The organism is Streptococcus infantis, assembly GCF_000960085.1.
Classification (GTDB): Bacteria; Bacillota; Bacilli; order Lactobacillales; family Streptococcaceae; genus Streptococcus; species Streptococcus infantis_C.
The window spans coordinates 1-23339 of sequence record NZ_JYGT01000006.1 but is presented as its reverse complement, the minus strand read 5'-3'; the positions used below and the strand labels follow the sequence as shown (position 1 = coordinate 23339).

The following is a 23339-nucleotide window of genomic DNA, read 5'->3' as shown; positions in this document are numbered from 1 at the left end:
ATTTTGTACTTATTTTTTTATCTTAATGAGTAAAATCTAGAACCATACGACCTTGGATGGTTCCAGCTGCCATTTCATCAAAGACAGCAATAGCATCTTCCACAGGGCGTTTTTGAACGACTGGTACAACGAGTCCTTCTGCGCCAAACTGGAAGGCTTCTTCCAAGTCTTTACGAGTTCCAACGAGTGAACCAATAACTTGGATACCGTCAAGAACTGTTTTGACGATGCTTAGGTCCATCATTTCAGATGGGAGACCAACAGCAACTACTCGACCACCTGCACGAACAGAGTCAACTGCTTGGTTGAAGGCAACTTTTGATACAGCTGTTACGACAGCTGAGTGAGCACCACCGTTTGTCTTTTCTTTGATGAGTCCTGGAACATCTTCGACTTCAAGACCGTTAATTACGATATCTGCACCAACTTCTTTAGCTAGGGCAAGTTTATCGTTGTTGATGTCAACTGCGATAACGTGTGCGTTGAATACTTTTTTAGCGTATTGGACAGCCAAGTTACCAAGCCCCCCGGCACCATAGAGAACAACCCACTGACCTGGCTCAACTTTTGCTTCTTTGATTGCTTTGTAGGTAGTAACACCGGCACAAGTGATTGAAGAAGCTTGGGCTGGATCAAGACCTTCTGGAACCTTAACAGCATAATCTGCAGTTACGATACATTGTTCAGCCATACCGCCGTCAACTGAGTAGCCCGCATTTTTTACGGAACGGCAAAGAGTCTCACGACCGGTTGTACAGTATTCACACATACCACAACCTTCAAAGAACCAAGCAACGCTGACACGGTCGCCAACTTTTAAGCTTTTAACATCAGGAGCGACTTCTTTGACAATACCGATACCTTCGTGACCGAGAACGCGTCCTGGAACTTTACCAAAGTCACTATGGGCAACGTGGAGGTCAGTGTGGCAGACACCACAGTATTCAACTTCTACAAGAGCTTCCCCAGTTTCGAGTGGACGGAGCACTTTTTCTTCAATAGCAACACCAGTACCTTCTGGATTTACAACAACAGCTTTCATAGCTATCCTCCTTGATGATTTATTGAGGCGCAGAGGTAAAGGGGCTTTGCTTGAAAATTTTTCAAGGAAGTCAGATTTAAACTGCCCTCTCATATTTTTACATGTGAAGTATATCACAATATTTACTATAGTACAATGGTTTTTATGTAAAAAACTATGTAATCGCTTAACCGGTTGATAAGACTGTGAAAATTGAACAATAAATATTGGAGTATTAGAGAAGGAATACCTATAAATATGAGAAAAGTTTGACATACATCGACTTCCCAAAATTACCAGCAAATTTTCTGAGTTCTTTCTCGAAGGGTTTTTGGTATAATATAGAAAGCAATTGATGTTTCTAGTAAGAGAATTTAGAGCGAGAGGTATGTATGTCCCCTTCTATTCAGTTATTGAAAAGCCGTTATTTAAAAAATATCAAAGAAAATCCAGAACTCTACATTGGGATTGAGTTGGAGTTTCCTATCGTACATACGAAAGGGAAACCCACAGATATTGAAGTCACCAAGGACTTGATGCGATTTTTAGTGGATGCTCTCAGCCTGGAAGTTGAAAAAGAGGACCAGGACGGAAATCCGATTCAACTTGTAGAACCAAAAAGTCAGGATCGGATTCTGTTTGAGGTTTCCTACACGACCTTGGAGTTTGCCTTTGGCAGAGCCCGGAAAATCCAAGAGGTCGAAGGACGATTTCAAGCTTATATGAAGGTCATTCAGGAAAAACTAGGCGAAAAGGGCCATGCTATCCAAGGATGGGGGATTCACCCGAACTGGGATCAGAATGACAATCGACCGGTGGCTTATCCACGCTACCAGATGCTGATGGATTACCTACATATGGGAAGTCGCCAAGAGAGAGCTAATTTGCATGACTTCCCACAATATGGAGCCTTTATCTGTGGGAGTCAAGTTCAGTTGGATGTATCGACTGCTAACTACCTACGTGTCATCAATGCTTTCACTCAAATTGAAGCAGCAAAAGCTTACTTATTTGCCAATTCTGAGTTTTCGGGAGCAGACTGGGATACTCAGATTTCACGAGATATCTTTTGGGAAGACTCTATGCATGGGATTTATCCAGAGAACGTCGGTGTCAATGCAAAACTCTTCAAAGATGAAGATGATTTCTTTGATTATCTAGACCACTCTGCGATTTTCACAGCAGAACGAGATGGAGAAACCTACTATTTTTCTCCGATTCAAGCTAGAGATTACCTAACTACTGATGAAATTCTTGCCTATACTCTAAATGGAAAAGAAACTCTTCTGGTTCCTCAAGAGAAGGATTTTCAAACGCACCGTAGCTATCAATTCCAAGACTTGACAACACGAGGAACGGTCGAATTTCGTAGTGTTTGTACACAACCGCTAGACCGTACCTTCGCTTCAGCAGCCTTTCATCTAGGTTTGTTGGTAAATCTAGACAAGCTTGAAACTTATCTCGAAACTGCTCCTTTCTTTGAGAACTTTGGCCGTGACTACAAGTCTTTGAGACGACAGTTTTCTAAGAAACAACTCACAGATGAGGAAAAAGCTGGTGTTGTCCAGTTCTCCAAAGACTTGCTGGCTATAGCAGAACAAGGACTTGAGAGTAGAGCTCAGAGAGAAATGACTTATTTAGAGCCTTTAAAAGAAGAAATGACTCTATAATTTTCTTATAAAGGGAGAATTTTCTGAAAAATCATGTTATAATGGATGAGACTATAGATAAAGGATAGAGATTTATGACATTAGTTTATCAATCAACGCGTGATGCGAAAAATACCGTAACAGCCAGCCAAGCAATTTTGCAAGGTTTGGCAACAGATGGAGGTTTGTTTACTCCAGTTAGCTATCCAAAGGTAGATTTGGATTTTGATACATTAAAAGATGCTTCTTACCAAGAAGTGGCCAAGCTGGTCTTGTCAGCCTTCTTGGATGACTTTACAGCAGAAGAGTTGGACTACTGTATCAACAATGCCTATGACAGCAAGTTTGATACACCAGCTATTGCTCCTCTAGTCAAACTTGATGGCCAATACAACTTGGAACTCTTCCATGGTTCAACCATTGCCTTTAAAGACATGGCCTTGTCTATCTTGCCATACTTTATGACAACAGCTGCTAAGAAACATGGCTTGGAAAACAAGATTGTCATCTTGACTGCGACATCTGGTGACACTGGTAAAGCTGCCATGGCAGGCTTTGCAGATGTACCAGGTACTGAAATTATCGTCTTTTATCCAAAAGACGGTGTCAGCAAGGTACAAGAATTGCAAATGACCACTCAGACTGGTGATAATACTCATGTCATCGCCATCGATGGAAACTTTGATGATGCTCAGACAAATGTGAAGCATATGTTCAACGATGTGGCCCTTCGTGAGAAATTGGCAGTCAACAAGCTCCAGTTTTCATCAGCCAACTCTATGAATATCGGCCGTTTGGTACCACAGATTGTCTACTATGTTTATGCCTACGCTCAGTTAGTTAAAACTGGCGAGATTAAGGCTGGTGACAAGGTTAACTTCACCGTACCGACAGGAAACTTTGGGAACATATTGGCTGCCTTTTACGCTAAGCAAATCGGCCTACCAGTTGGTAAGTTGATCTGCGCTTCAAATGACAACAATGTCTTGACAGACTTCTTCAAAACTCGTGTCTACGACAAGAAGCGTGAGTTTAAGGTCACTACTAGCCCATCGATGGATATCTTGGTGTCTTCAAACTTGGAGCGTTTGATTTTCCATCTTTTGGGAAATGATGCGGTTAAGACAGCTGAACTCATGAACGCCTTGAACACTCAAGGTCAGTATGAATTGACAGATTTTGATGCAGAGGTCTTGGACCTCTTTGCAGCAGAGTATGCGACAGAAGCAGAGACAGCAGCAGAAATCAAGCGTGTCTACGAGTCAGATTCTTACATCGAGGATCCTCATACAGCGGTTGCCTCAGCTGTTTATAAAAAATACCAAGCAGCGACAGGTGATGCGACCAAGACCGTGATTGCGTCAACAGCTAGTCCATACAAATTCCCAGTCGTTGCAGTGGAAGCTGTAACTGGACAATCAGGGCTTAGTGACTTTGAAGCCTTGGCTCAATTACACGAAATCTCAGGTGTTGCGGTACCACCAGCAGTTGATGGTCTCGAAACAGCTCCGGTTCGTCACAAGACAACTGTTGCAGCAGCAGATATGCAGACTGCAGTAGAATCTTATCTAGGACTTTAATAGAGAGGAAGTAAACTCGGTTGGGAAACTAACTGAGTTTCTTTTCATCAGGAGGAAGGATTGTTTAAGAAAAATAAAGATATTCTCAACATAGCTCTGCCAGCCATGGGTGAAAATTTCTTGCAGATGCTCATGGGAATGGTGGACAGTTATCTGGTGGGCCATCTAGGTTTGATAGCCATTTCGGGTGTATCTGTAGCGGGCAATATTATCACCATTTACCAGGCAATTTTTATTGCTCTAGGAGCTGCGATTTCAAGCGTCATTTCAAAAAGTTTGGGGCAGAAGGACCAGTCTAGACTGGCCTACCATGTGACAGAAGCACTCAAAATCACCCTACTCTTGAGTTTATTTTTAGGAGCCTTGTCCATCTTTGCAGGACAAGAGATGATTGGCCTTTTAGGAACAGAAGAAGCGGTCGCTGAAAGTGGAGGACTTTACCTAGCTTTAGTTGGTGGGACAATTCTTCTCTTGGGATTGGTGACTAGCCTCGGTGCCTTGATTCGCGCCACTCGTAATCCTCGTCTCCCCCTCTATGTGAGTCTCTTGTCCAATGCCTTGAATATTGTCTTTTCAAGTATCGCTATTTTTGTCCTTGATATGGGGATAGCTGGTGTAGCTTGGGGAACTATCCTATCTCGTTTGGTTGGGGTTGTGATTTTATGGTCACAATTAAAACTTCCATATACAAGACCAAGTTTTGGACTGGACAAAGACTTGCTGACTTTGGCTTTACCTGCTGCAGGAGAGCGTCTCATGATGCGAGCTGGTGATGTGGTCATTATTGCCTTGGTTGTTTCCTTTGGGACAGAGGCTGTCGCGGGAAACGCGATTGGTGAAGTCTTGACTCAATTTAACTACATGCCTGCTTTTGGTGTCGCGACGGCAACTGTCATGCAGGTGGCACGAGCAGTAGGGGAGAATGATTGGGCAAGGGTGGATAAGTTAAGTAAGCAGACTTTTTGGCTATCCTTCTTCCTCATGTTGCCCTTGACGCTTAGTATCTATGCTCTTGGGACATCGCTAAGTTACCTCTACACCAGTGATCCTGTAGCTATTAAAGCTAGTGTTTTGGTGACACTATTCTCACTACTAGGAACTCCTATGACAACGGGGACAGTCATTTATACAGCTGTCTGGCAGGGTTTGGGAAATGCTCGCCTCCCCTTTTATGCAACAAGTATCGGGATGTGGTGTATCCGTATCGGAACGGGTTACTTGATGGGAATTGTTCTTGGTTGGGGCTTGCCTGGTATTTGGGCAGGAACTCTTTTGGATAATGGCTTCCGATGGATTTTCCTACGCTATCGTTACCAAGTTTATATGACATCGAAAGGATAAGAAATGCAAGAAATAGCTTTTATTTGGGATTTAGATGGAACCTTGTTGGATTCTTATGAAGCCATCTTAGCAGGAATTGAGGAAACCTATCATCAGTTTTCTCTTCCTTATAATAAGGAAGAAGTTAGAGCTTTTATCTTGAAATATTCTGTCCAGGATTTATTGGAGCAAATTGCAAAAGAACGAGGATTAGACGTAGGAGTTCTCGATCAAGTTCGTGCTCAGAGCTTGGCTGAAAAAAATGCCCAAGTAGTCTTGATGCCAGGTGCACGTGAGGTTCTAGCATGGGCAGATCAGCAAGGGATTCAGCAATTTGTCTATACTCACAAAGGTGATAATGCCTTGACTATTTTACGAGAGTTAGGACTAGATTCTTATTTTACAGAAATTTTAACCAATCAAAGTGGATTTGCTCGGAAGCCTAGTCCAGAAGCTGCGATCTATTTGCTAGATAAATATGAATTAAATCCTCAGCAAACTTATTATATCGGTGATCGAACTTTGGATATCGAATTTGCTCAAAATAGTGGCATTCAAAGTATCAATTTCCTTGAATCTCCAGCAACTTGTAATCAACAGATAGAGCATTTAGAAGATATTAGTTTGCTTTCCTTCTAGAATTTTCTTAAAGAAGAATATGTCAGCTTTATGACAAGAAACTAACAAACTATTTCAAGTAATGTGATTTGTTACAATGAATGTACAGTTCTGTTAAATAGCCCCAAAAGGGCTTTTTTAATTTTTTCTTTGTGTTATGATAGACAGGTACTACATTTGAAAAGGAGTTTGAATAGTATGAAGAAAAGAATTATTTTAGCATCAACAGTAGCTTTATCACTTGCCCCTTCTTTGGCAGCTCAAGCAGAGGAAATTGCATGGTCGCCACGTACAGTAGAGCAAATTCAAAACGATGTTGCTAAAAGCGAAAATAAAACAAGTTATACCATTAAGTATGGAGATACCCTAAGTACAATTGCGGAAGCTTTGGGAGTAGACTTAAATGTCCTTGTCAACTTGAACAAGATTACGAATATTGACTTGATTTTCCCAGAAACTGTACTGACTACAATTGTTAATGACCAAGAAGAAGTGACAGAGGTTGAGGTTTATACACCTGAAGAAGTAGATTCTGATGTAGCAAGTGCAACAGCAGATTTGAAAACTAACCAAGTAATCGTAGATAATCAAACTGTACAAGTTGAAGATTTGACTCAACCAGTAGCAGAAACAGAAACTGTATCTGATTCTGTAACAACTCAAACTGATGAAGAGCCTGCAAGTCCAGCAGTATCTGCCGAAGTTGCAGCTCCAGTAGCAGAAACAGTTCCTGCAGCAACAACAGAAGTTGCTACAGAAGCGGTTCAACCAGTAACTGAAGCACCAGTTGTAGAAGAAACAACAGTTCAGCCAGTAGTTGAAACCACTACTGTTTCGGAGGAACCGATAGCAGAAACAACGACTGTAGCTGAGCCAGCAACAACAGAAGCTGAACCAGTAACAACAACTTATCAGGCAGAACCAAGCCAAGCTTCATCACCAACTTATGCGGCACCAGCAGCTCCTGATTATGCAAGTATCGCAGCTACAAAATCAGAAAATGCAGGTCTTCAACCACAAACGGCTGCCTTTAAAGAAGAAGTTGCGAACTTGTTTGGTATTACATCATTTAGTGGCTACCGTCCTGGTGATAGTGGAGACCACGGAAAAGGTCTTGCCATTGACTTTATGGTTCCAGTAAGTTCAGCCCTAGGAGACCAGATTGCAGATTATGCTATCCAAAATATGGCTAGCCGTGGCATCAGCTACATCATCTGGAAACAACGTTTCTATGCACCATTCGATAGCAAATATGGACCAGCATACACTTGGAATCCAATGCCAGACCGTGGTAGTGTTACAGAAAACCACTATGACCACGTTCACGTATCTATGAATTAATGATTAATAAGAAGCGGAAACTAATTCAGTCTCTGCTTCTTTTTTGTTTTCAAACTCTTAGATAGCGTAAATAAACTCCAGGCATAAAATAGAAAAACATAGCCTTGAGGGATTGTGACTAGAAGACTAATTTAACGGAATAAGCAAAAGACTTGTAAAGTCAATTCATTTGTATTATACTTGACAAGTCAAATATTGATAAATCAAATATCAACAAGGAAAGAACAATGTCAGAAATGCATGAATTGCTTTATCAGCTCCATTTAGTGGATCAGACGATTACTCAACTTTTTGAGAAACAATTGGGAATTAGTTTGACCCGCTACCAAATCCTGCAGTTTTTACTGCAACAGTCCACCTGTAACCAAATTGCCGTTCAGGAGAAATTGCAAATTGATCAAGCAGCCTTGACTCGTCATTTTAAGATACTGGAGTCAGAGGGCTATGTCAGTCGCAATCGGAATCCAATAAATCAGCGAGAAGTCTTAGTTGAATTAACCCAAGAAGCCAAGAATCAACTCTTGGTCAATCCGCCTGAACATCACTTGCGAGTGAAGGAACAGATGGAGACCATCTTATCCTCTACTGAGCAGAAAGAGTTAACAGCTTTGTTGACAAAACTAGTATCAGGATTAGAAGAAATTGAATTTTAAGGAGAAAACGATGTCACTCATGACCACTATTTTAGCAACTATCGTTGCCCTCGAGCATTTTTATATCTTTTATTTGGAAAGTATTGCAACCCAATCAGACGCAACCAGCCGTGTCTTTAATATGAACAAGGAAGAATTAGCACGACCATCTGTCACCTCATTGTTTAAAAACCAAGGAATTTACAATGCCTTGATTGGGGTATTTCTTATTTACGGAATTTATTTCTCACATAGCTTAGAAATCGTAACAATCTTTGTATTGTTTGTCATAGGAGCAGCGGCCTATGGTGCCTTAACTGCAGATAAAAAAATCATTCTCAAGCAAGGTGGCCCAGCAATCTTAACTCTTTTGAGTATCCTCTTATTAAAATAAAAACAACCAGCACCTTCATGGAAAGTGCTGGTTTTTAATAACTAATCTTAAACTTTTCTGCGTTTGATTTCGAGAAGTCTTTGATAAAAGAAAATTTGGCTACTATAGATATAAGGGAAGATAGAGATGCTTGCAATTCCAAAGCTAATCCAGATAAGGATATACCAAGGAAGTAGCTGTAAATCAAGGACGAAGCGTTGAAACTTATAGCCTTTCATGAGAAAGCGGCTGGTATGCAGCACACGACTTGGTTTAGCAATTCCAATTGCAAGGGTATCACATAGGAGTAGCTCAACTTGGGAATAAGCGTAGTATTGCGGAAGATAGAGAATGGTTCCTAAAATCATTACAAGGACACTACCAAAGAAGTAGAGCGCGAATGTAAGCAGGAAGTGTTCGATATCTGGATTGGTGACGTCAACAGATGGAAATTCAGGATGAAGTTCCACAAATTTACGAGCCATGGCACTGCTATAAAAGAGCAAGTAAACCCCAAAAAGATTAGGGATGCTCCATAAAAAGAGATAGAAACGCTTGAGTAAGAGAGTTAGAAAAGTCTGGGTAAAGAAGCGGTTGTCAAGCAAGGACAGGCTATCTTTAAAGGAAAGCTCTATATCAGAAATTCTATAAAGATTAATCGTAGTAAAGAGAGCACCAGCTAGTATGATAGAACTTGTAAATCCAACGGCTATCGGAAAGAGAGCAGACTGGATTGTGGTCCCTAGAAAACTCAAGAATGACTGTTCAAGAATTCCCTCGTCGAGAAGGGATAAAGGTCTGATAAAGCTAGATAGAATCAAGAGAATACTTGGCAATAAAAAGACAAGCAGCAGACGTGGGTGCTCAGCTTGAAATTGTCTAGCCTGCTCGCGAACTTCTTTTAAATTAATTTTTGGGTACTTCATTCTTTCATTATACCATAGTTCGTGACAGTTCCTGTTTTTTTTGATAGAATCATACAGTATGCCCTTGGGCACAAAGTAAGAACTGGGACTGTCTTTCCCAGCTTCGGAGGTAAAAAATGTCAGATTCACCAATCAAATATCGATTGATTAAGAAAGAAAAACACACAGGAGCTCGTCTTGGGGAAATTATCACGCCACATGGGACCTTCCCAACCCCTATGTTTATGCCAGTAGGGACTCAAGCAACGGTCAAAACACAATCACCAGAAGAATTAAAAGAGATGGGTTCAGGAATTATCCTATCCAACACCTATCACTTGTGGCTTCGCCCGGGTGATGAACTCATTGCCCGTGCTGGTGGGCTTCATAAGTTTATGAACTGGGACCAACCAATCTTAACAGATAGCGGTGGTTTTCAAGTGTATTCCCTAGCGGATAGCCGTAATATTACAGAAGAAGGGGTAACCTTCAAGAACCACCTCAACGGTTCTAAGATGTTTCTTTCACCTGAAAAGGCCATTTCTATTCAAAACAATCTGGGCTCAGACATCATGATGTCCTTTGATGAGTGCCCTCAATTTTATCAACCCTATGATTATGTAAAAAAATCAATTGAACGTACCAGCCGTTGGGCAGAACGTGGCTTGAAAGCTCATAGTCGCCCACATGATCAAGGTTTATTTGGGATTGTACAGGGGGCGGGATTTGAAGATCTTCGTCGTCAGTCAGCTCAAGACCTTGTCAGCATGAACTTCCCAGGCTACTCTATCGGAGGATTAGCAGTTGGAGAAACACATGAAGAAATGAATGCAGTTTTGGACTTTACTACTCAACTCCTTCCTGAGAATAAACCTCGTTACTTGATGGGAGTGGGAGCGCCAGATAGCTTGATTGATGGGGTGATTCGTGGGGTAGATATGTTTGACTGTGTCTTGCCGACGCGTATTGCTCGTAACGGTACTTGTATGACCAGTCAAGGTCGTTTGGTTGTGAAGAATGCTCAGTTTGCGGAGGACTTTACACCGCTTGATCCTGAGTGTGATTGCTACACTTGTAAGAACTACACCCGTGCCTATCTTCGTCACTTGCTCAAGGCTGATGAAACCTTTGGTATCCGCTTGACAAGTTACCATAATCTCTACTTCTTGCTCAATCTTATGAAGCAGGTCCGTCAGGCTATTATGGATGACAATCTCTTGGAATTTCGTGAGCATTTTGTTGAAAAATATGGCTATAACAAGTCTGGACGTAATTTCTAAATTTAACTTAATGTCAGCTAAAAATCCTAAGTTTTATCTTAGGATTTTTCTGTTTTTTTTGATAAAATAAAGGTACTATGGATTGAAAATTAGATGGCTTTTTTGCTAATCTAATGAATGGAGAATAAACTCGTATGCGTATTAAATGGTTTTCCTTGATTAGGATTACAGGTTTGCTTTTGGTACTCTTGTACCATTTCTTTCAGACGGTTTTCCCAGGAGGTTTCTTTGGGGTTGACGTCTTCTTCACATTTTCAGGTTTTCTAATTACATCTCTCTTATTGGAAGAATTTGGACAAAAAGGTAAGATTGATATCCTAGGATTTTTTAGACGACGCTTCTATCGGATTTTTCCGCCAGTTTTTTTGATGGTCCTCATCGTTATGCCATTTACCTTCTTGGTTCGCCAAGATTATGTGGCAGGAATTGGTGGTCAGATTGCTGGTGTTCTAGGATTTATGACTAACTTCTATGAAATGTTGACAGGAGGAAGTTATGAGTCTCAGTTTATCCCCCATCTCTTTGTTCACAACTGGAGTTTAGCTGTTGAAGTTCATTATTATGTCTTGTGGGGCTTGGCAGTTTGGCTCATGTCTAAGCAAGCCAAAACAGGTGGGCAACTACGAGGAATGATTTTCCTACTTTCCTCAGCAACCTTTATGATTAGCTTCCTTTCTATGTTTATTGGTAGCTTTATCGTTAGCTCCTACTCAACACTCTACTTCTCAACTTTGACTCATGTATTTCCGTTCTTCTTAGGTAGTGTGCTTGCTACCGTGATAGGGGTTCGTCATACGACTCCTCTTCTCAAACGTTTGAATAGAAGCTTGGATTTGAGACAAACCTTGCTAGTCTTCGGGGCTGGTCTAGGAGTCTTGCTCTTATTGACCTTCTTCGTGAAATTCACTTACTTATTTGCCTATTTACTTGGCTTCTTGTTAGCAAGTTTAGCTGCCCTTCTGATGATTGTTGCAGCACGACTGTTACATGAGAAAACACCGACAATCGAAGAGCCAAAGGCTGTCAGCTTTTTAGCGGATACTAGCTATGCCGTTTATCTTTTCCACTGGCCGTTTTACATTATTTTCTCTCAATTGATGGGAAATATACCGGCAGTGATTTTAACGACGATATTCTCGTATCTCTTTGCTACCCTTTCTTTCTATGTGATCGAACCTTTCATTGCAGGAAAGAATAGTAACTTATTGCAAAAGATAAAAGAAATTCCACATATTCAATCAATTTTTGCGGGTAGCGTCGGCTTTCTTAGCTTGTTGACACTGATTGTGATGCTTATTGCTCCGCAGGTTGGTGCTTTTGAAACGGATTTGATGGTTAATGGTCTTAATCAAGCTCAAACTAATATTACTAGAACTAAGACTATGGCAGACCAAGCAGAAGCAAGTCGCTACAATATAGCTGATGGTGTAGCAATCATCGGAGATTCTGTAACCTTGCGTGCAACCCCTGAAATTAAAGAAATTTTAACGAACGCTCAAATTGATGGGCAAGTTAGCCGAAATACTAAACAAGCAAATGCGTTGATGCTAAATTATAGCCAAAATAAGGTCTTGCCCAAAATTGTAGTCATTGCAACTGGAGTAAACAATCCTGAAGATTATAAAGCAGATCTCGATTCTTTAGTCACAAATCTACCTAAGGGACATCAGCTTGTGCTTGTAACTCCATACGAGGGTGATACAACGCAGGAAACGCAACCTTATGTTGAGCAGTATGCAAGCTATGCGCGTGAATTGGCACAAAAATATCCTTATATTGCACTTGCTGATTGGAATCAAGCGGCCAAAGATCATCCAGAAATTTGGAAAGGAACAGACCAAGTTCACTTCGGTAGTGATACTACTAAGCAGGAAGAAGGAGCTAAACTTTATGCAGAAATTATTAATGCTGCTATAAAAACTCTTGAAGATAAACCTGTCAAATCAAAATAATCAATAAAAAGTAGAGACAGAATCTCTACTTTTTTGCTTTAAACAGGATTGGGAAAAACTTGCTAAATTGTCAGAATTATGAGAAAATAGGTGCAGTTTACAAATGGAGGGAATACAATGAGAGAAGACATTAAGATTAATGACCGTGCTCTAGCCTTGGAAGATCAAATCATTGAAGTACTCGAAAAAGTTTATGATACAGATGTAGAGCTAGATGTATACAATCTTGGATTGATTTATGAGATTTATCTAGATGAGGCTGGTCTTTGTACAGTTGTCATGACCTTCACTGATACTGCCTGTGATTGTGCAGAAAGTTTGCCGATTGAGATCGTAGCAGGTTTGAAACAAATTGAAGGCATTGAAGATGTCAAGGTTGAGGTCACCTGGTCTCCCGCTTGGAAGATTACACGTATTAGTCGTTATGGGCGTATAGCATTAGGACTTCCTCCGCGATAAAAAATAGAGTGATAAGAGGAATTATGAATCGGGATTAAAGACCTGATTTATATTTTTCTTTTTTTGTTTATTTATTTCATACAATAAACAAAAATTTTTGTTAAGAGTAGCCACTTTACTCAAAAAAATGTTATTATAGTAGAAGTGATTATAATAAAAAGAATAAGGTAGGATAGATATGAAATTATCTGTAGTAATTCCATTTTATAACGAAGAGAATATGATTCAGAAAATGTATGATGAATTGGTTAAAGAAATCAATCAAATTACAAAAGCCGAATTTGAAATTATTTTTATTAATGACGGTAGTAAGGACCGGACTTTTGAAAAAATGCGTGCCATCGCAGCTGGCGATTCTCGTGTGAAATATATTAGTTTCAGCAGAAACTTTGGGAAAGAAGCTGGGACGATTGCTGGTCTTGAATATGCAACAGGCGAAGCTGTCATCTTAATGGATGGGGACTTACAACATCCACCTGCACTTCTTCCGCAAATGATTAAAGCGTATGAAGAAGGTTATGACGTCGTGAGTGCTCGTCGCACACGCACAGGTGAAAAACCACATCGTACATTCTTAGCAAAACATTTCTATCGACTTGCGAATAAAATGATGGATATCGAATTAATGGATGGAGTATCTGAATTCCGTCTCTTCAGCCGTAAAGCAGTCAGCGCTATCCTTTCATTACAAGAATACAACCGATTCTCTAAAGGAATTTTTGCTTGGATTGGCTTTAAAGAAAAAGTCATCGAATATGAAAACCAAGTACGTACTGTAGGTGAAACAAAATACTCGTTGAAGTTCTCATTGAACTATGCGATTCAAGGTATTTTATCATTCAACGATAAACCTCTACGTATGTGTATTAATTTTGGTTTATTCTGTTTATTAATTTCATTGGTTTATGTTCTTTGGACCTTTATCCAATATCTCGTAGTACCGGATTCACTCGTGAGTGGATACTTTACTACAATCTTCTCAGTCGTTCTCTTTGGTGGAATTCAATTGATTTCTATTGGGGTACTCGGAGAATATATCGGTAAGATTTATTATGAAGTGAAGAAACGTCCACATTATCTTGTCGACCAAACGAACATTACTGTGAAAGGAGAGCAAAATGACGACTAAGAAGAAAGTCTATCTAGCAAGTTTTATTGCACCTATAGCCATCATGTTTGTGGCTTGGGCTATTGATGGCTTCTTTCCTTTCGGGACAAAGTCACTCATGGCGGTTGACTTTAACGCACAGTATATTGGCTTATATGCTTATTTCAAACATTTATTTTTAAATGGCGATTGGAGTAGTTTCTTCTACTCTTTCTCTAAATCCATTGGAGGTGGGATGTTAGGGATTTGGGGCTTCAACTTGTTGAGTCCATTTAACTTACTCTTTCTATTAACCTCTGAAGAAAATTTCCAATGGGTGGTACCTATCGTTATTGCCTTACGTTATGGAGCGATGGGATTAACCATGGCACATTTCTTGATTAAACGTTATGATGGATTAAAGAACAAAGCCTACTTGGTTCCAATCGTCGCTACCATTTATGCCTTAAATGGATTTAATGTTAGTTATCAAATGAACCCAATTTTCTATGATGGAATGGTTATGCTTCCGTTGGTTTTAATTGGGGTTGAACAAGTATTGGATAACAAGTCTCCAAAAGGCTACATTGGCATGCTTGCTTTATCTCTCTTTGTACAATTTTACATGGGTTATATGACCTGCATTTTTGTGGTCATTTATGCATTGTTCTACATTATTCGTTCAGAGAACTTACGAAATAAAAAGGTTATTCTAACAAGAATAGGGAAATTAGCTGCCGCATCTATACTAGCTGTTGGAATAGTATCAGCTGTATTGCTCCCAATTCTGATTAGTTTGGTATCAACAAAAGGGGGCTTGCAAAGCACTCTGAGATTTGATTGGAAGTTACAAATCAATCCGTTTGAGATTTTAGCAAAACTCTTTTTAGGAGCTTTTGATAATACTTCTTGGCCAGCTGGACCTAACTTGCCAAATATATATGTGGCTAGCTTTGGTTTACTAGGAACACTTTATTACTTTATTTCAAGTAAGATTTCAAAATGGAGTAAAATTGCAGCAAGTTTTGTTCTCGTAGTGTTTTTGATTTCTTGTGCCCATGAATTTACAAGTAAGTTGTGGCATATGGGACAAAATCCTGCTGGATTTTTCTATCGCTTCTCATGGATTATTGCTTTCTTTTTAGTTTATTTGGCTTATCTAAGTCTACGAGAAGTAGAAAAATTTACTAAAAGAGAAGCTAGCTTCCTACTGATTAGCGGTGCAGTTATCTTTTCTATTGTACAGTTACAACAACACTCTTTCTTAACAGTTTGGCAACGTCTTGCAACGATTTTGATTTTTGTGGTTTTGCTTGCAGCTTTATTCTATCCTAAAGTAAAAAGAGCTTGGATGATTATAGCTGCTTTGACTGTAGTTGAGTTAACAGCTAATGCAGCGCTTGTTCAATCAAGAGTTGGGTATACAGACGCTTATAAGTATCACGATGCAGTTTTACAATTAAAGGAAGCGATTAATCCAATTAGACCTGACCACAGTGATTTTTACAGAATTAATAAATCATTCAATTTAAGTAAGAATGATCCATTTATGGTGGATTATCCGGGACTATCGGTTTTCAGTTCCAACCTGGAAAATAGTACACGTGATTTATTTGACCGTTTAGGAAACAACGGAATTAATGCAACGACCTACTATCAAGGAACTCCGTTCCAAGATGCACTCTTCTCAGTAAAATATCTAGTGACTCCAAAACCAGTGCTTAAAGAGGACTATCCTGATACATCCAAACTGTATGTATTCGGAAACATGGTAACGCGTAAAGATGTTACGACAAAAGCACCTGTTTATGAAGCTGCTAGAACAAAGACATTCGAGACAGGTTTGATTTTGCCAATTGCTTATGGTGTTAATGATGCAACGGTGAATGTGAAATTAGAGAACCATCAACCGATTCAAAATCAAAATAAGATTGTACAAGCTATGGGGGCGACGAGCGAAAATTATTTAGCTGTACTCGGAGCAAATGAGATGAAATTGGACAATATGGAAGTTGTAGATCCGTCTAAACCGGAAACCTATAAGCGTATTGATTCTTCAAAACCAGGAACGATTACCTATCATTTAGTACCTCAATCTGCTGAGGATTATTGGGTAGCAATTCCGCAAAAATTATCTCATACAGATAAAAATAAAGTTCGTGTCATGTTAAATGGCAAAAATTATGAATTCCAAGATAAATTCCAACAAACGCAATTTATTCAAATTGCACATAATTCAGTTGGTCAACCTACAGATTTAACGATTGAAATTGATTCGGATAATGAATATAATTTATCTGGACTGCGCTTGGCTCGTTCTAATGCTGCTCTAGCAAATCGTATCATTCAAGAACGTCAGCTACAAGGAATAAAATTAACTTATTGGGATAATCGTAGTTTTAAAGGAACAGTTAATATAACTGATGACAGTACTTGGATGATGACCAGTATCCCATATGAAAAAGGTTGGACTGTTAAAGTAGATGGAAAAGTAGTTGAAACTGCTAAAGTTTGGGATAGTTTGTTAGCCTACAAGATCACACCAGGTGAACATACAATTGAAATGAGTTACTTGCCAGATGGATTTGTCGTAGGTTTTCTAATTTCAATCTTATCAACCTCTCTTTATGGATTTGCAATTTATAAAAAATGGATTTAATTTAGTAGGAGTAGACTATAATGAAAATTTCAAAAATGAAATTAAAATTTAGTTCGCTATTCTTTGTTCCATTTATGGGTATGTTAGGAGTCTTCCTTTGTTTAGGGTTGACTCCCTTTTCACAAAATTCGGTGCATAGTGGAGATTTTCTTTCACAATATTTTCCGCTTTATATCGGATTACATAAACTATTTTGGAGCGGTGATTTTAGCGGTCTGTTTTGGTCCTTCTCTAAATCCCTGGGAGGAGCAATGCCAAGTGTATGGGGCTTTAATAGTTTAAGTCCTTTCACGTTTTTATACGTAATTTTTCCAATTTCGACTTTTCATATTTTGAGTTATGTGATTCCACTCATTCGCTTTGGAGTAATGGGAGTGGCGTTTGGATATTTTCTTGAAAAGAAATATCAAGGTATTAGCAAAAATTACTGGCTGTCATTAGGTTTATCTACATCTTATGCGCTTAGTGGATTTATTGTATCACAGCATTTCAATCCCAACTTTTTAGATAATCTAATTTACGTTCCTGTCATTCTTCTTGGTATTGAAGAAATCGTAGAAGGAAAACGATCATTTAAATTACCGATTTTCCTTGCAGTCAGCTTGATTACGAATTTCTATACAGGGTATATGATGTGCCTTTTTGTGGCTCTCTATGCATTCTATGCTGTTTTTTCAAAGAAAGCTTTCTTGAAAGACTACCTATTGAAAATTGGTAGGGTTGCATTGTTTGCAATGATTGGAGTAGGACTTGCAATGTTCTGGCTGCTACCAGTGTTTGGTGCCTTGGTAGAAAGTAAGGCGAGTGCAGGAAGTACATTTGAATGGTCTTCTAAAATAGTGAATGATCTTATAACACTTCCTCAGAAATTCATTTTAGGCTCCTTCAGTGAAAAAGAGTGGGGGGATTCAAAAGCCTTACCACATCTTTTCATTGGAAGTTTAGGTCTCTTTGGACTGTTTGTTTTCTATGTAAAAAAAGAAATTTCTCTTCGTAGCAAATTATCTGCAACATTCGTATTATTGATTTTACTACTTTCCTTCAATATTCAAGGCTTTGATCAGATTTGGCATATGGGGCAACGTCCGGTCGGTTTCTATTTTAGAAATTCTTGGATTGCAAATGCCTTTATGTTGGTCTTAGCTTCCGAAAGTTTGATGAAGTGGAAAAATAGATTCCGATTTAATGAATTTTTGGTAGCTCTTATAGGTTTTGGGTCAATTTTATTGTTCTCAATGCTTGCTACACTTTCTTATGTAGAAACATTACAGAAAATACTGGCATTTATTATTTATAGTATCATTTTATGTGCATTCTTTTTAACAAAGGTCGATTTATCTCGAAGACTACAACTAGTAACAGGAGTTGTTATTGTAGAGTTACTATTGGGTGCGTTTATTGGACTGAAAAGAGTACCATTTTTCGTCAGTAATTCTAGTTTGAAGACTCAAATGGAGTATGCGATTGCTTTTGATGAAGAAGGTTATAGTAAATTAAATCAATTTACACGTCTGGAGATGAATAAGGGATTGTCGCATGCCAATTTTCCGATTGCTTATAATTATAATGGAGCCTCTCACTTTACATCGAGTTTAGAGAATACATTAATTGAAGAATTTAGTCACTTAGGACTTCCTGCCTCTCAATCAGTTGTAAACTATACAGGACGAAATATTATTTTAGATTCTATGTTTGGTTTTTCGCGGTTTATGATGGATGGCGATGAAAATAAAGTCTTTGCGGATATTCGTGGTTTATATCAGAAAGAAGGAACCTTAAAGAACTTTGCTGTTTATCAGAATCCATATGCTCTTTCCTTGGGTTATCTGACAAATAAGGATTTTGCAATAAATGTAAGTTTTGAAAAGAACAAACCTGTTAATAATTTAAATCAATTGTTACAAGTTGTGGGGATTGCTGAGAAGGCAGGTCTTAAAGAAGTAAGTGTATCAGAAGCCCATGTTGAAAATTTAACGAAAAATGGTGACAAATACACAATTACTCAAGAGGGTACTCCGGTAAAAATTGAATGGAAGTTATCTCTTGAACCAAACAAGTTGTACTTTGTTGAAATTCCAGAAAGACAAGCTGGTTCAATTATTAAATCAAAAGTGTTGGTAGACGGATTAAGTTATCCTTATGAAAATCGATTCAGAGAAAATCAATTATGGGTAGTTGGAAATGGAAACATAAACAAAACGCTTACATTTACAATTGATGAAGGAAAAGCCAAAGAATGGGATCTTCGTGGTTTTAAATTCTATTCAATCGATATACCAACTCTAACCAATGCTTTGGAACGGTTTAAAAAAGCAAATGACATCACCATTGATTCCTATTCAAATTCAACAGTGAAAGCACACGTCAATGTTACAAATGATGAACAATCCTTTGCTACCTTCACTATTCCATATCACTCAGGTTGGAGTGTAACAGTAGATGGTCAAAAGCAAGAAGTTCAAAAATCCCTTGGTTTCTTTATGGGTGTTTCACTAACGGAAGGAGAACACGAGATTGTATGGAGTTATAGCCCACCAGGGTTAAACTCTGGAATAGTACTTTCAATTACTTCTCTCATCGTACTCATTTACTTGTGGAAAAAGAAAAAAGTGGAATAGATAACATGCTTTGTTTGCTATTCTAATATAAAAAGGATGAAGTTCATAAGAACTTCATCCTCTTTGTATGCTCATTATATTAGACCGTAATAAGATAATCCTTTATAGAATGATATAAGAATTTATTTTTTACCCGATTGTTCCATATTCCAGAAGTCTGTAACGGCACCACGTGATGCAGAAGATACGGTGTGGGCGTACTTACCGAGGACACCTCGACTATAGAGTGGTGGTAAGGTTGTTTCTGCCTTACGTTTTTCAAGTTCTTCATCAGATACAGCCATGGAAATTTCTTTAGTATCTTGGTCAACTGTGACGATATCACCTGTGCGAAGGTAAGCAATTGGTCCACCATCCTGAGCTTCAGGAGCGATATGTCCAACAACCAGACCATAAGTACCACCAGAGAAACGTCCGTCTGTCAAGAGGGCAACCTTGTCTCCTTGACCTTTACCAACAATCATTGATGAAAGTGAGAGCATCTCAGGCATACCAGGACCACCCTTAGGTCCAACGAAACGTACAACGACTACATCGCCATCAACGATTTCATCAGACAAGACAGCTTGGATGGCATCTTCTTCAGAGTCAAATACCTTAGCTGGACCAACGTGACGACGAACTTTCACACCAGATACCTTGGCAACGGCACCATCAGGAGCAAGATTACCGTTCAGGATGATAAGCGGACCGTCTGCACGTTTAGGATTTTCAAGTGGCATGATGACTTTTTGACCTGGTGTCAAGTCTGCAAAATCAGCCAAGTTTTCAGCGACAGTCTTACCAGTACATGTGATACGGTCTCCGTGAAGGAATCCATTTGCCAACAAGTACTTCATAACCGCAGGCACACCACCGACTTCGTAGAGGTCTTGGAAGACATACTGACCAGAAGGTTTCAGGTCGGCCAAGTGAGGCACACGCTCTTGGATGGTATTGAAGTCCTCAAGTGACAAGTCAACATTAGCCGCATGGGCAATGGCGAGCAAGTGAAGAGTGGCGTTAGTAGAACCACCGAGAGCCATAGTAACAGTAATAGCATCTTCAAAGGCTTCACGAGTCAAGATATCAGACGGTTTGATACCGAGTTCAAGCATTTTGACGACAGCACGTCCAGCTGCTTCGATGTCTTCTTTCTTATCAGCAGATTCTGCAGGGTGAGAAGAAGAGCCTGGCAAACTCATACCCAAAACTTCGATAGCAGTAGCCATGGTGTTGGCAGTATACATACCACCACAACCACCAGGGCCAGGGCAGGCATTACATTCGAGGCGTTTGACGTCTTCAGCCGTCATATCACCGTGGTTCCATTTTCCGATTCCTTCAAATACAGAAACCAAGTCGATGTCTTTGCCATCTAGTTTTCCGGGTGCAATAGTTCCACCATAGGCGAAAATAGCTGGGATATTCATATTGGCAATGGCAATCATAGAACCAGGCATGTTCTTGTCGCAACCACCGATAGCTACAAAGGCATCTACGTTGTGGCCACCCATAGCAGCTTCGATAGAGTCCGCAATGATATCACGAGATGTCAAAGAGAAGCGCATACCAGGCGTTCCCATGGCAATTCCATCTGCTACCGTAATGGTTCCAAATTGAACCGGCCAAGCACCAGCTGATTTGACACCTTCTTTTGCAAGCTTACCAAAGTCATGCAAGTGAATATTACATGGAGTGTTTTCTGCCCAGGTTGAAATGACCCCTACAATCGGTGTTTCAAAGTCTTTATCTGTCATCCCGGTTGCTCGCATCATGGCACGGTTTGGTGATTTAACCATGCTATCATAGATACTGCTGCGGTGACGTTTATCTAATTCTGTCATTCAAGTCCCTCCCGTTTCAGTTTGTTCCATTATAGCACAATTTTCGTATGAATAACAGAAGAAAATTCTTGAATTTTCAGACAATTCAATAATGAACTATAAAAAAATTAATCTTTTTTTGTCAAGTAACTTTACTTTACAAAAAAGTTTTGATATACTATTAAAGTTGATGAAAATCAAACCTAACTGAATTATATCTTAAAAGGAGAAAACAAAATGGCAGTACCTGCACGTCGCACTTCAAAAGCGAAGAAAAACAAACGTCGTACACACTACAAAGTAACAGCTCCATCTGTAAACTTTGACGAAACTACTGGAGATTACTCACGTTCTCACCGCGTATCACTTAAAGGATACTACAAAGGACGTAAGATTGCTAAAGCTGCATCAGCTGAATAATAGAAGGGAGATACCATGCGCGTAAATATTACACTTGAACACAAAGAATCTGGTGAACGCTTGTACCTTACTTCTAAAAACAAACGTAACACTCCAGACCGTCTTCAATTGAAGAAATACTCACCAAAACTTCGCAAACACGTTGTGTTTACAGAAGTGAAGTAAGCATTCAATACGAATCGATACATAAGAAAAACGCTGATTTAAAGCGTTTTTTCTTTTTGTCAAATGCGATATATTGCACTGTATTTCAATTCAAACTCTACCTTTTTCTCTACCTTTTTTCTCAAGATCTGGTTTGGAAAGTATAGATTTTAATTAGACTAAAAACAGCGAAATATCAAGGATTTTAAGAACGATATCTACTAATTAATTTATAAAATATGAATTCATAGATTCTAAACAGGGGAATAATATAGTTCTGTAAAAATTAACTTCTACACCTACAAAGCTTATTCTGACAGACTTTATACAGTCTAAGAAAAAAGCAGAGATTCATACAGTATCTAGATTTTCCAAAAATTCTTTATCATCAAATATTATTAACGAAACTATCCAAACCAAATCAGATGCATTGCTTCAAAGAATTCTTTAGTTGTTTGACTAGCGAGGTCTTTAATTAAAAAATTTTTTCAAATAATTACCACATTGACACATAAAATTCTTGCTTTCTAAATTTAAGTGTGATATATTTATAACATAACATTTAAATGTTATGTATTTATAACACAAAAAAAGGAGTCTATCATGAAAAAAAGTCAAAAAATGCGTGGCCTCATTGCAATGATTGCCGTAGCTCTCATTATTGATTTTATTGTTTTATTTGGTTCTAATCTTAGTTGGGGACCCAAGTTAGTTATTACTGGTATTTCAGTGTCAGGTCAAATTATAGCTATTTGGAGCTGGCTACATATGAAACTATGGTCTCATAAAAGTCAGAAAGGTAAGGGAAAGATTATTTTTGACTTGTCTGCTAAGCTTTACACGATACTTTTGTTTGCAGCAAGTATTTTTTATACATTAGGAATTTGGGTTGCGACCCCAAGCGAAAGTTCTGGTATTAAAGAATGGATTTTGGGAATTGGCCTCGTTATTGAAGTGATTGTATTTGGTTTTTTCTGTTTGAAAAATGTCAAGGAAACTCCGGACGAACGCTTTTATGCTAATTTAGCAAAGGCAGCAAGCTTAATGTTTGTTTTTATACTAGGCGCACTGATGATTCTAGCAGTTATCATTGGGTATATGGGGTCTCTCACTCTTTACATGGGCCAGATCTTTATTAGCATAGCTGCCTTGATTTTCATCTTTGCGGTTGTCTATCTTATCTTGGAACGGAGAGGATAAGTATGTCCAAAGAAAGCAATATTATTACTAATCTCAAATCTGTTCGTGAGTCCACAGGCATGACCCAGCAGGAGTTAGCCGACCTCATCGGCATGCGACGCGAGACAATTCTTCACTTGGAAAATAACCGTTACAATCCTTCGCTGGAAATGGCTCTTAAAATTGCTCAAGTTTTTAATCTGAAAGTAGAAGACCTCTTTGAACTCAGACAAAAAGAGGAAGCATAATTCTTTTCGAGACCTAGTATTAAGTTCATTGATTAATTAGGAATTGAAG

Annotated in this window: 20 protein-coding genes; 17 read left to right on the top strand and 3 right to left on the bottom strand. The window is 39.0% G+C overall.

The annotated features are described in order from the left end of the window. Nucleotides 1-22: 22 nt before the first annotated feature. On the bottom strand, nt 23-1042 hold the full coding sequence (gene adhP / locus TZ94_RS02275) for an alcohol dehydrogenase AdhP (protein WP_045613766.1): 1020 nt from the start codon (nt 1040-1042) through the stop codon (nt 23-25). A 371-nt stretch (nt 1043-1413) separates the two neighbouring features. Between adhP and TZ94_RS02270 the strand changes: the two genes are divergently transcribed. The 7 genes from TZ94_RS02270 to TZ94_RS02240 all read left to right on the top strand — a co-directional run bounded on the left by TZ94_RS02270 (nt 1414) and on the right by TZ94_RS02240 (nt 8555). Further along, the gene (locus tag TZ94_RS02270) at nt 1414-2691 is read left to right on the top strand and encodes a gamma-glutamylcysteine synthetase (RefSeq protein ID WP_045613764.1); all 1278 of its coding nucleotides are present in this window, start codon (nt 1414-1416) and stop codon (nt 2689-2691) included. Nucleotides 2692-2765: 74 nt separating this feature from the next. Next, the gene (thrC, locus tag TZ94_RS02265; protein ID WP_045613762.1) at nt 2766-4250 is read left to right on the top strand and encodes a threonine synthase; all 1485 of its coding nucleotides are present in this window, start codon (nt 2766-2768) and stop codon (nt 4248-4250) included. 60 nt (nt 4251-4310) lie between these two features. Next, entirely contained in the window at nt 4311-5591 is a 1281-nt protein-coding gene (locus tag TZ94_RS02260) for an MATE family efflux transporter (protein WP_045613760.1), read from the top strand. Between the two features lie 3 nt (nt 5592-5594). Beyond that, a complete protein-coding gene (locus TZ94_RS02255; RefSeq protein WP_045613758.1) occupies nt 5595-6209 on the top strand; it encodes an HAD family hydrolase in 615 nt (204 codons plus the stop codon). A gap of 177 nt (nt 6210-6386) precedes the next feature. Next, nucleotides 6387-7529, top strand: coding sequence for a LysM peptidoglycan-binding domain-containing protein (locus TZ94_RS02250; protein ID WP_045613757.1), 1143 nt, complete (start codon nt 6387-6389; stop codon nt 7527-7529). 227 nt (nt 7530-7756) lie between these two features. Continuing rightward, entirely contained in the window at nt 7757-8182 is a 426-nt protein-coding gene (locus tag TZ94_RS02245; RefSeq protein WP_045613755.1) for a MarR family winged helix-turn-helix transcriptional regulator, read from the top strand. Nucleotides 8183-8192: 10 nt separating this feature from the next. After that, nucleotides 8193-8555, top strand: a complete 363-nt coding sequence (locus TZ94_RS02240; protein WP_045613753.1) for a DUF1304 domain-containing protein — start codon at nt 8193-8195, stop codon at nt 8553-8555. 47 nt (nt 8556-8602) lie between these two features. Here TZ94_RS02240 and TZ94_RS02235 read toward each other — a convergent pair whose 3' ends face one another. Further along, complete coding sequence (locus tag TZ94_RS02235; protein WP_045613751.1) at nt 8603-9460, bottom strand: DUF975 family protein; 858 nt, start codon at nt 9458-9460, stop codon at nt 8603-8605. 116 nt (nt 9461-9576) lie between these two features. Between TZ94_RS02235 and tgt the strand changes: the two genes are divergently transcribed. The 6 genes from tgt (at nt 9577) to TZ94_RS02205 (ending at nt 19494) form a co-directional block, all read left to right on the top strand. Then, nucleotides 9577-10719 carry a tRNA guanosine(34) transglycosylase Tgt gene (gene tgt / locus TZ94_RS02230; protein WP_045613749.1) on the top strand — a complete coding sequence of 381 codons (1143 nt, stop codon included), beginning with the start codon at nt 9577-9579 and terminating at the stop codon, nt 10717-10719. Between the two features lie 134 nt (nt 10720-10853). After that, complete coding sequence (locus TZ94_RS02225; RefSeq protein WP_045613746.1) at nt 10854-12671, top strand: acyltransferase family protein; 1818 nt, start codon at nt 10854-10856, stop codon at nt 12669-12671. A 117-nt stretch (nt 12672-12788) separates the two neighbouring features. Then, nucleotides 12789-13130 carry a metal-sulfur cluster assembly factor gene (locus TZ94_RS02220; RefSeq protein ID WP_045613743.1) on the top strand — a complete coding sequence of 114 codons (342 nt, stop codon included), beginning with the start codon at nt 12789-12791 and terminating at the stop codon, nt 13128-13130. Between the two features lie 178 nt (nt 13131-13308). Beyond that, complete coding sequence (gene pgfS, locus TZ94_RS02215) at nt 13309-14259, top strand: glycosyltransferase PgfS (RefSeq protein WP_045613741.1); 951 nt, start codon at nt 13309-13311, stop codon at nt 14257-14259. Continuing rightward, nucleotides 14249-16876, top strand: a complete 2628-nt coding sequence (locus tag TZ94_RS02210; protein WP_045613740.1) for a YfhO family protein — start codon at nt 14249-14251, stop codon at nt 16874-16876. The genes pgfS and TZ94_RS02210 overlap by 11 nt, the downstream gene beginning before the upstream one ends. A 20-nt stretch (nt 16877-16896) precedes the next feature. Then, on the top strand, nt 16897-19494 hold the full coding sequence (locus TZ94_RS02205; protein ID WP_045613738.1) for a YfhO family protein: 2598 nt from the start codon (nt 16897-16899) through the stop codon (nt 19492-19494). A 122-nt stretch (nt 19495-19616) separates the two neighbouring features. Here TZ94_RS02205 and ilvD read toward each other — a convergent pair whose 3' ends face one another. Beyond that, entirely contained in the window at nt 19617-21320 is a 1704-nt protein-coding gene (gene ilvD / locus TZ94_RS02200; protein ID WP_045613736.1) for a dihydroxy-acid dehydratase, read from the bottom strand. A 216-nt stretch (nt 21321-21536) separates the two neighbouring features. On the opposite strand from ilvD, the gene rpmF reads away from it, so the two are divergent. From rpmF to TZ94_RS02180, 4 genes are all read left to right on the top strand, one after another. Next, nucleotides 21537-21719, top strand: coding sequence for a 50S ribosomal protein L32 (rpmF, locus tag TZ94_RS02195; protein ID WP_000290417.1), 183 nt, complete (start codon nt 21537-21539; stop codon nt 21717-21719). A gap of 15 nt (nt 21720-21734) precedes the next feature. Further along, nucleotides 21735-21884 (top strand): 50S ribosomal protein L33, encoded by a 150-nt coding sequence (gene rpmG / locus TZ94_RS02190; RefSeq protein WP_001265622.1) that lies wholly within the window; start codon nt 21735-21737, stop codon nt 21882-21884. A 582-nt stretch (nt 21885-22466) separates the two neighbouring features. Beyond that, nucleotides 22467-23063: a membrane protein gene (locus tag TZ94_RS02185; RefSeq protein ID WP_045613734.1), complete on the top strand. Its 597-nt coding sequence runs from the start codon at nt 22467-22469 to the stop codon at nt 23061-23063. Between the two features lie 2 nt (nt 23064-23065). Beyond that, nucleotides 23066-23290 (top strand): helix-turn-helix transcriptional regulator, encoded by a 225-nt coding sequence (locus tag TZ94_RS02180; RefSeq protein ID WP_045613392.1) that lies wholly within the window; start codon nt 23066-23068, stop codon nt 23288-23290. Nucleotides 23291-23339 lie beyond the last annotated feature (49 nt).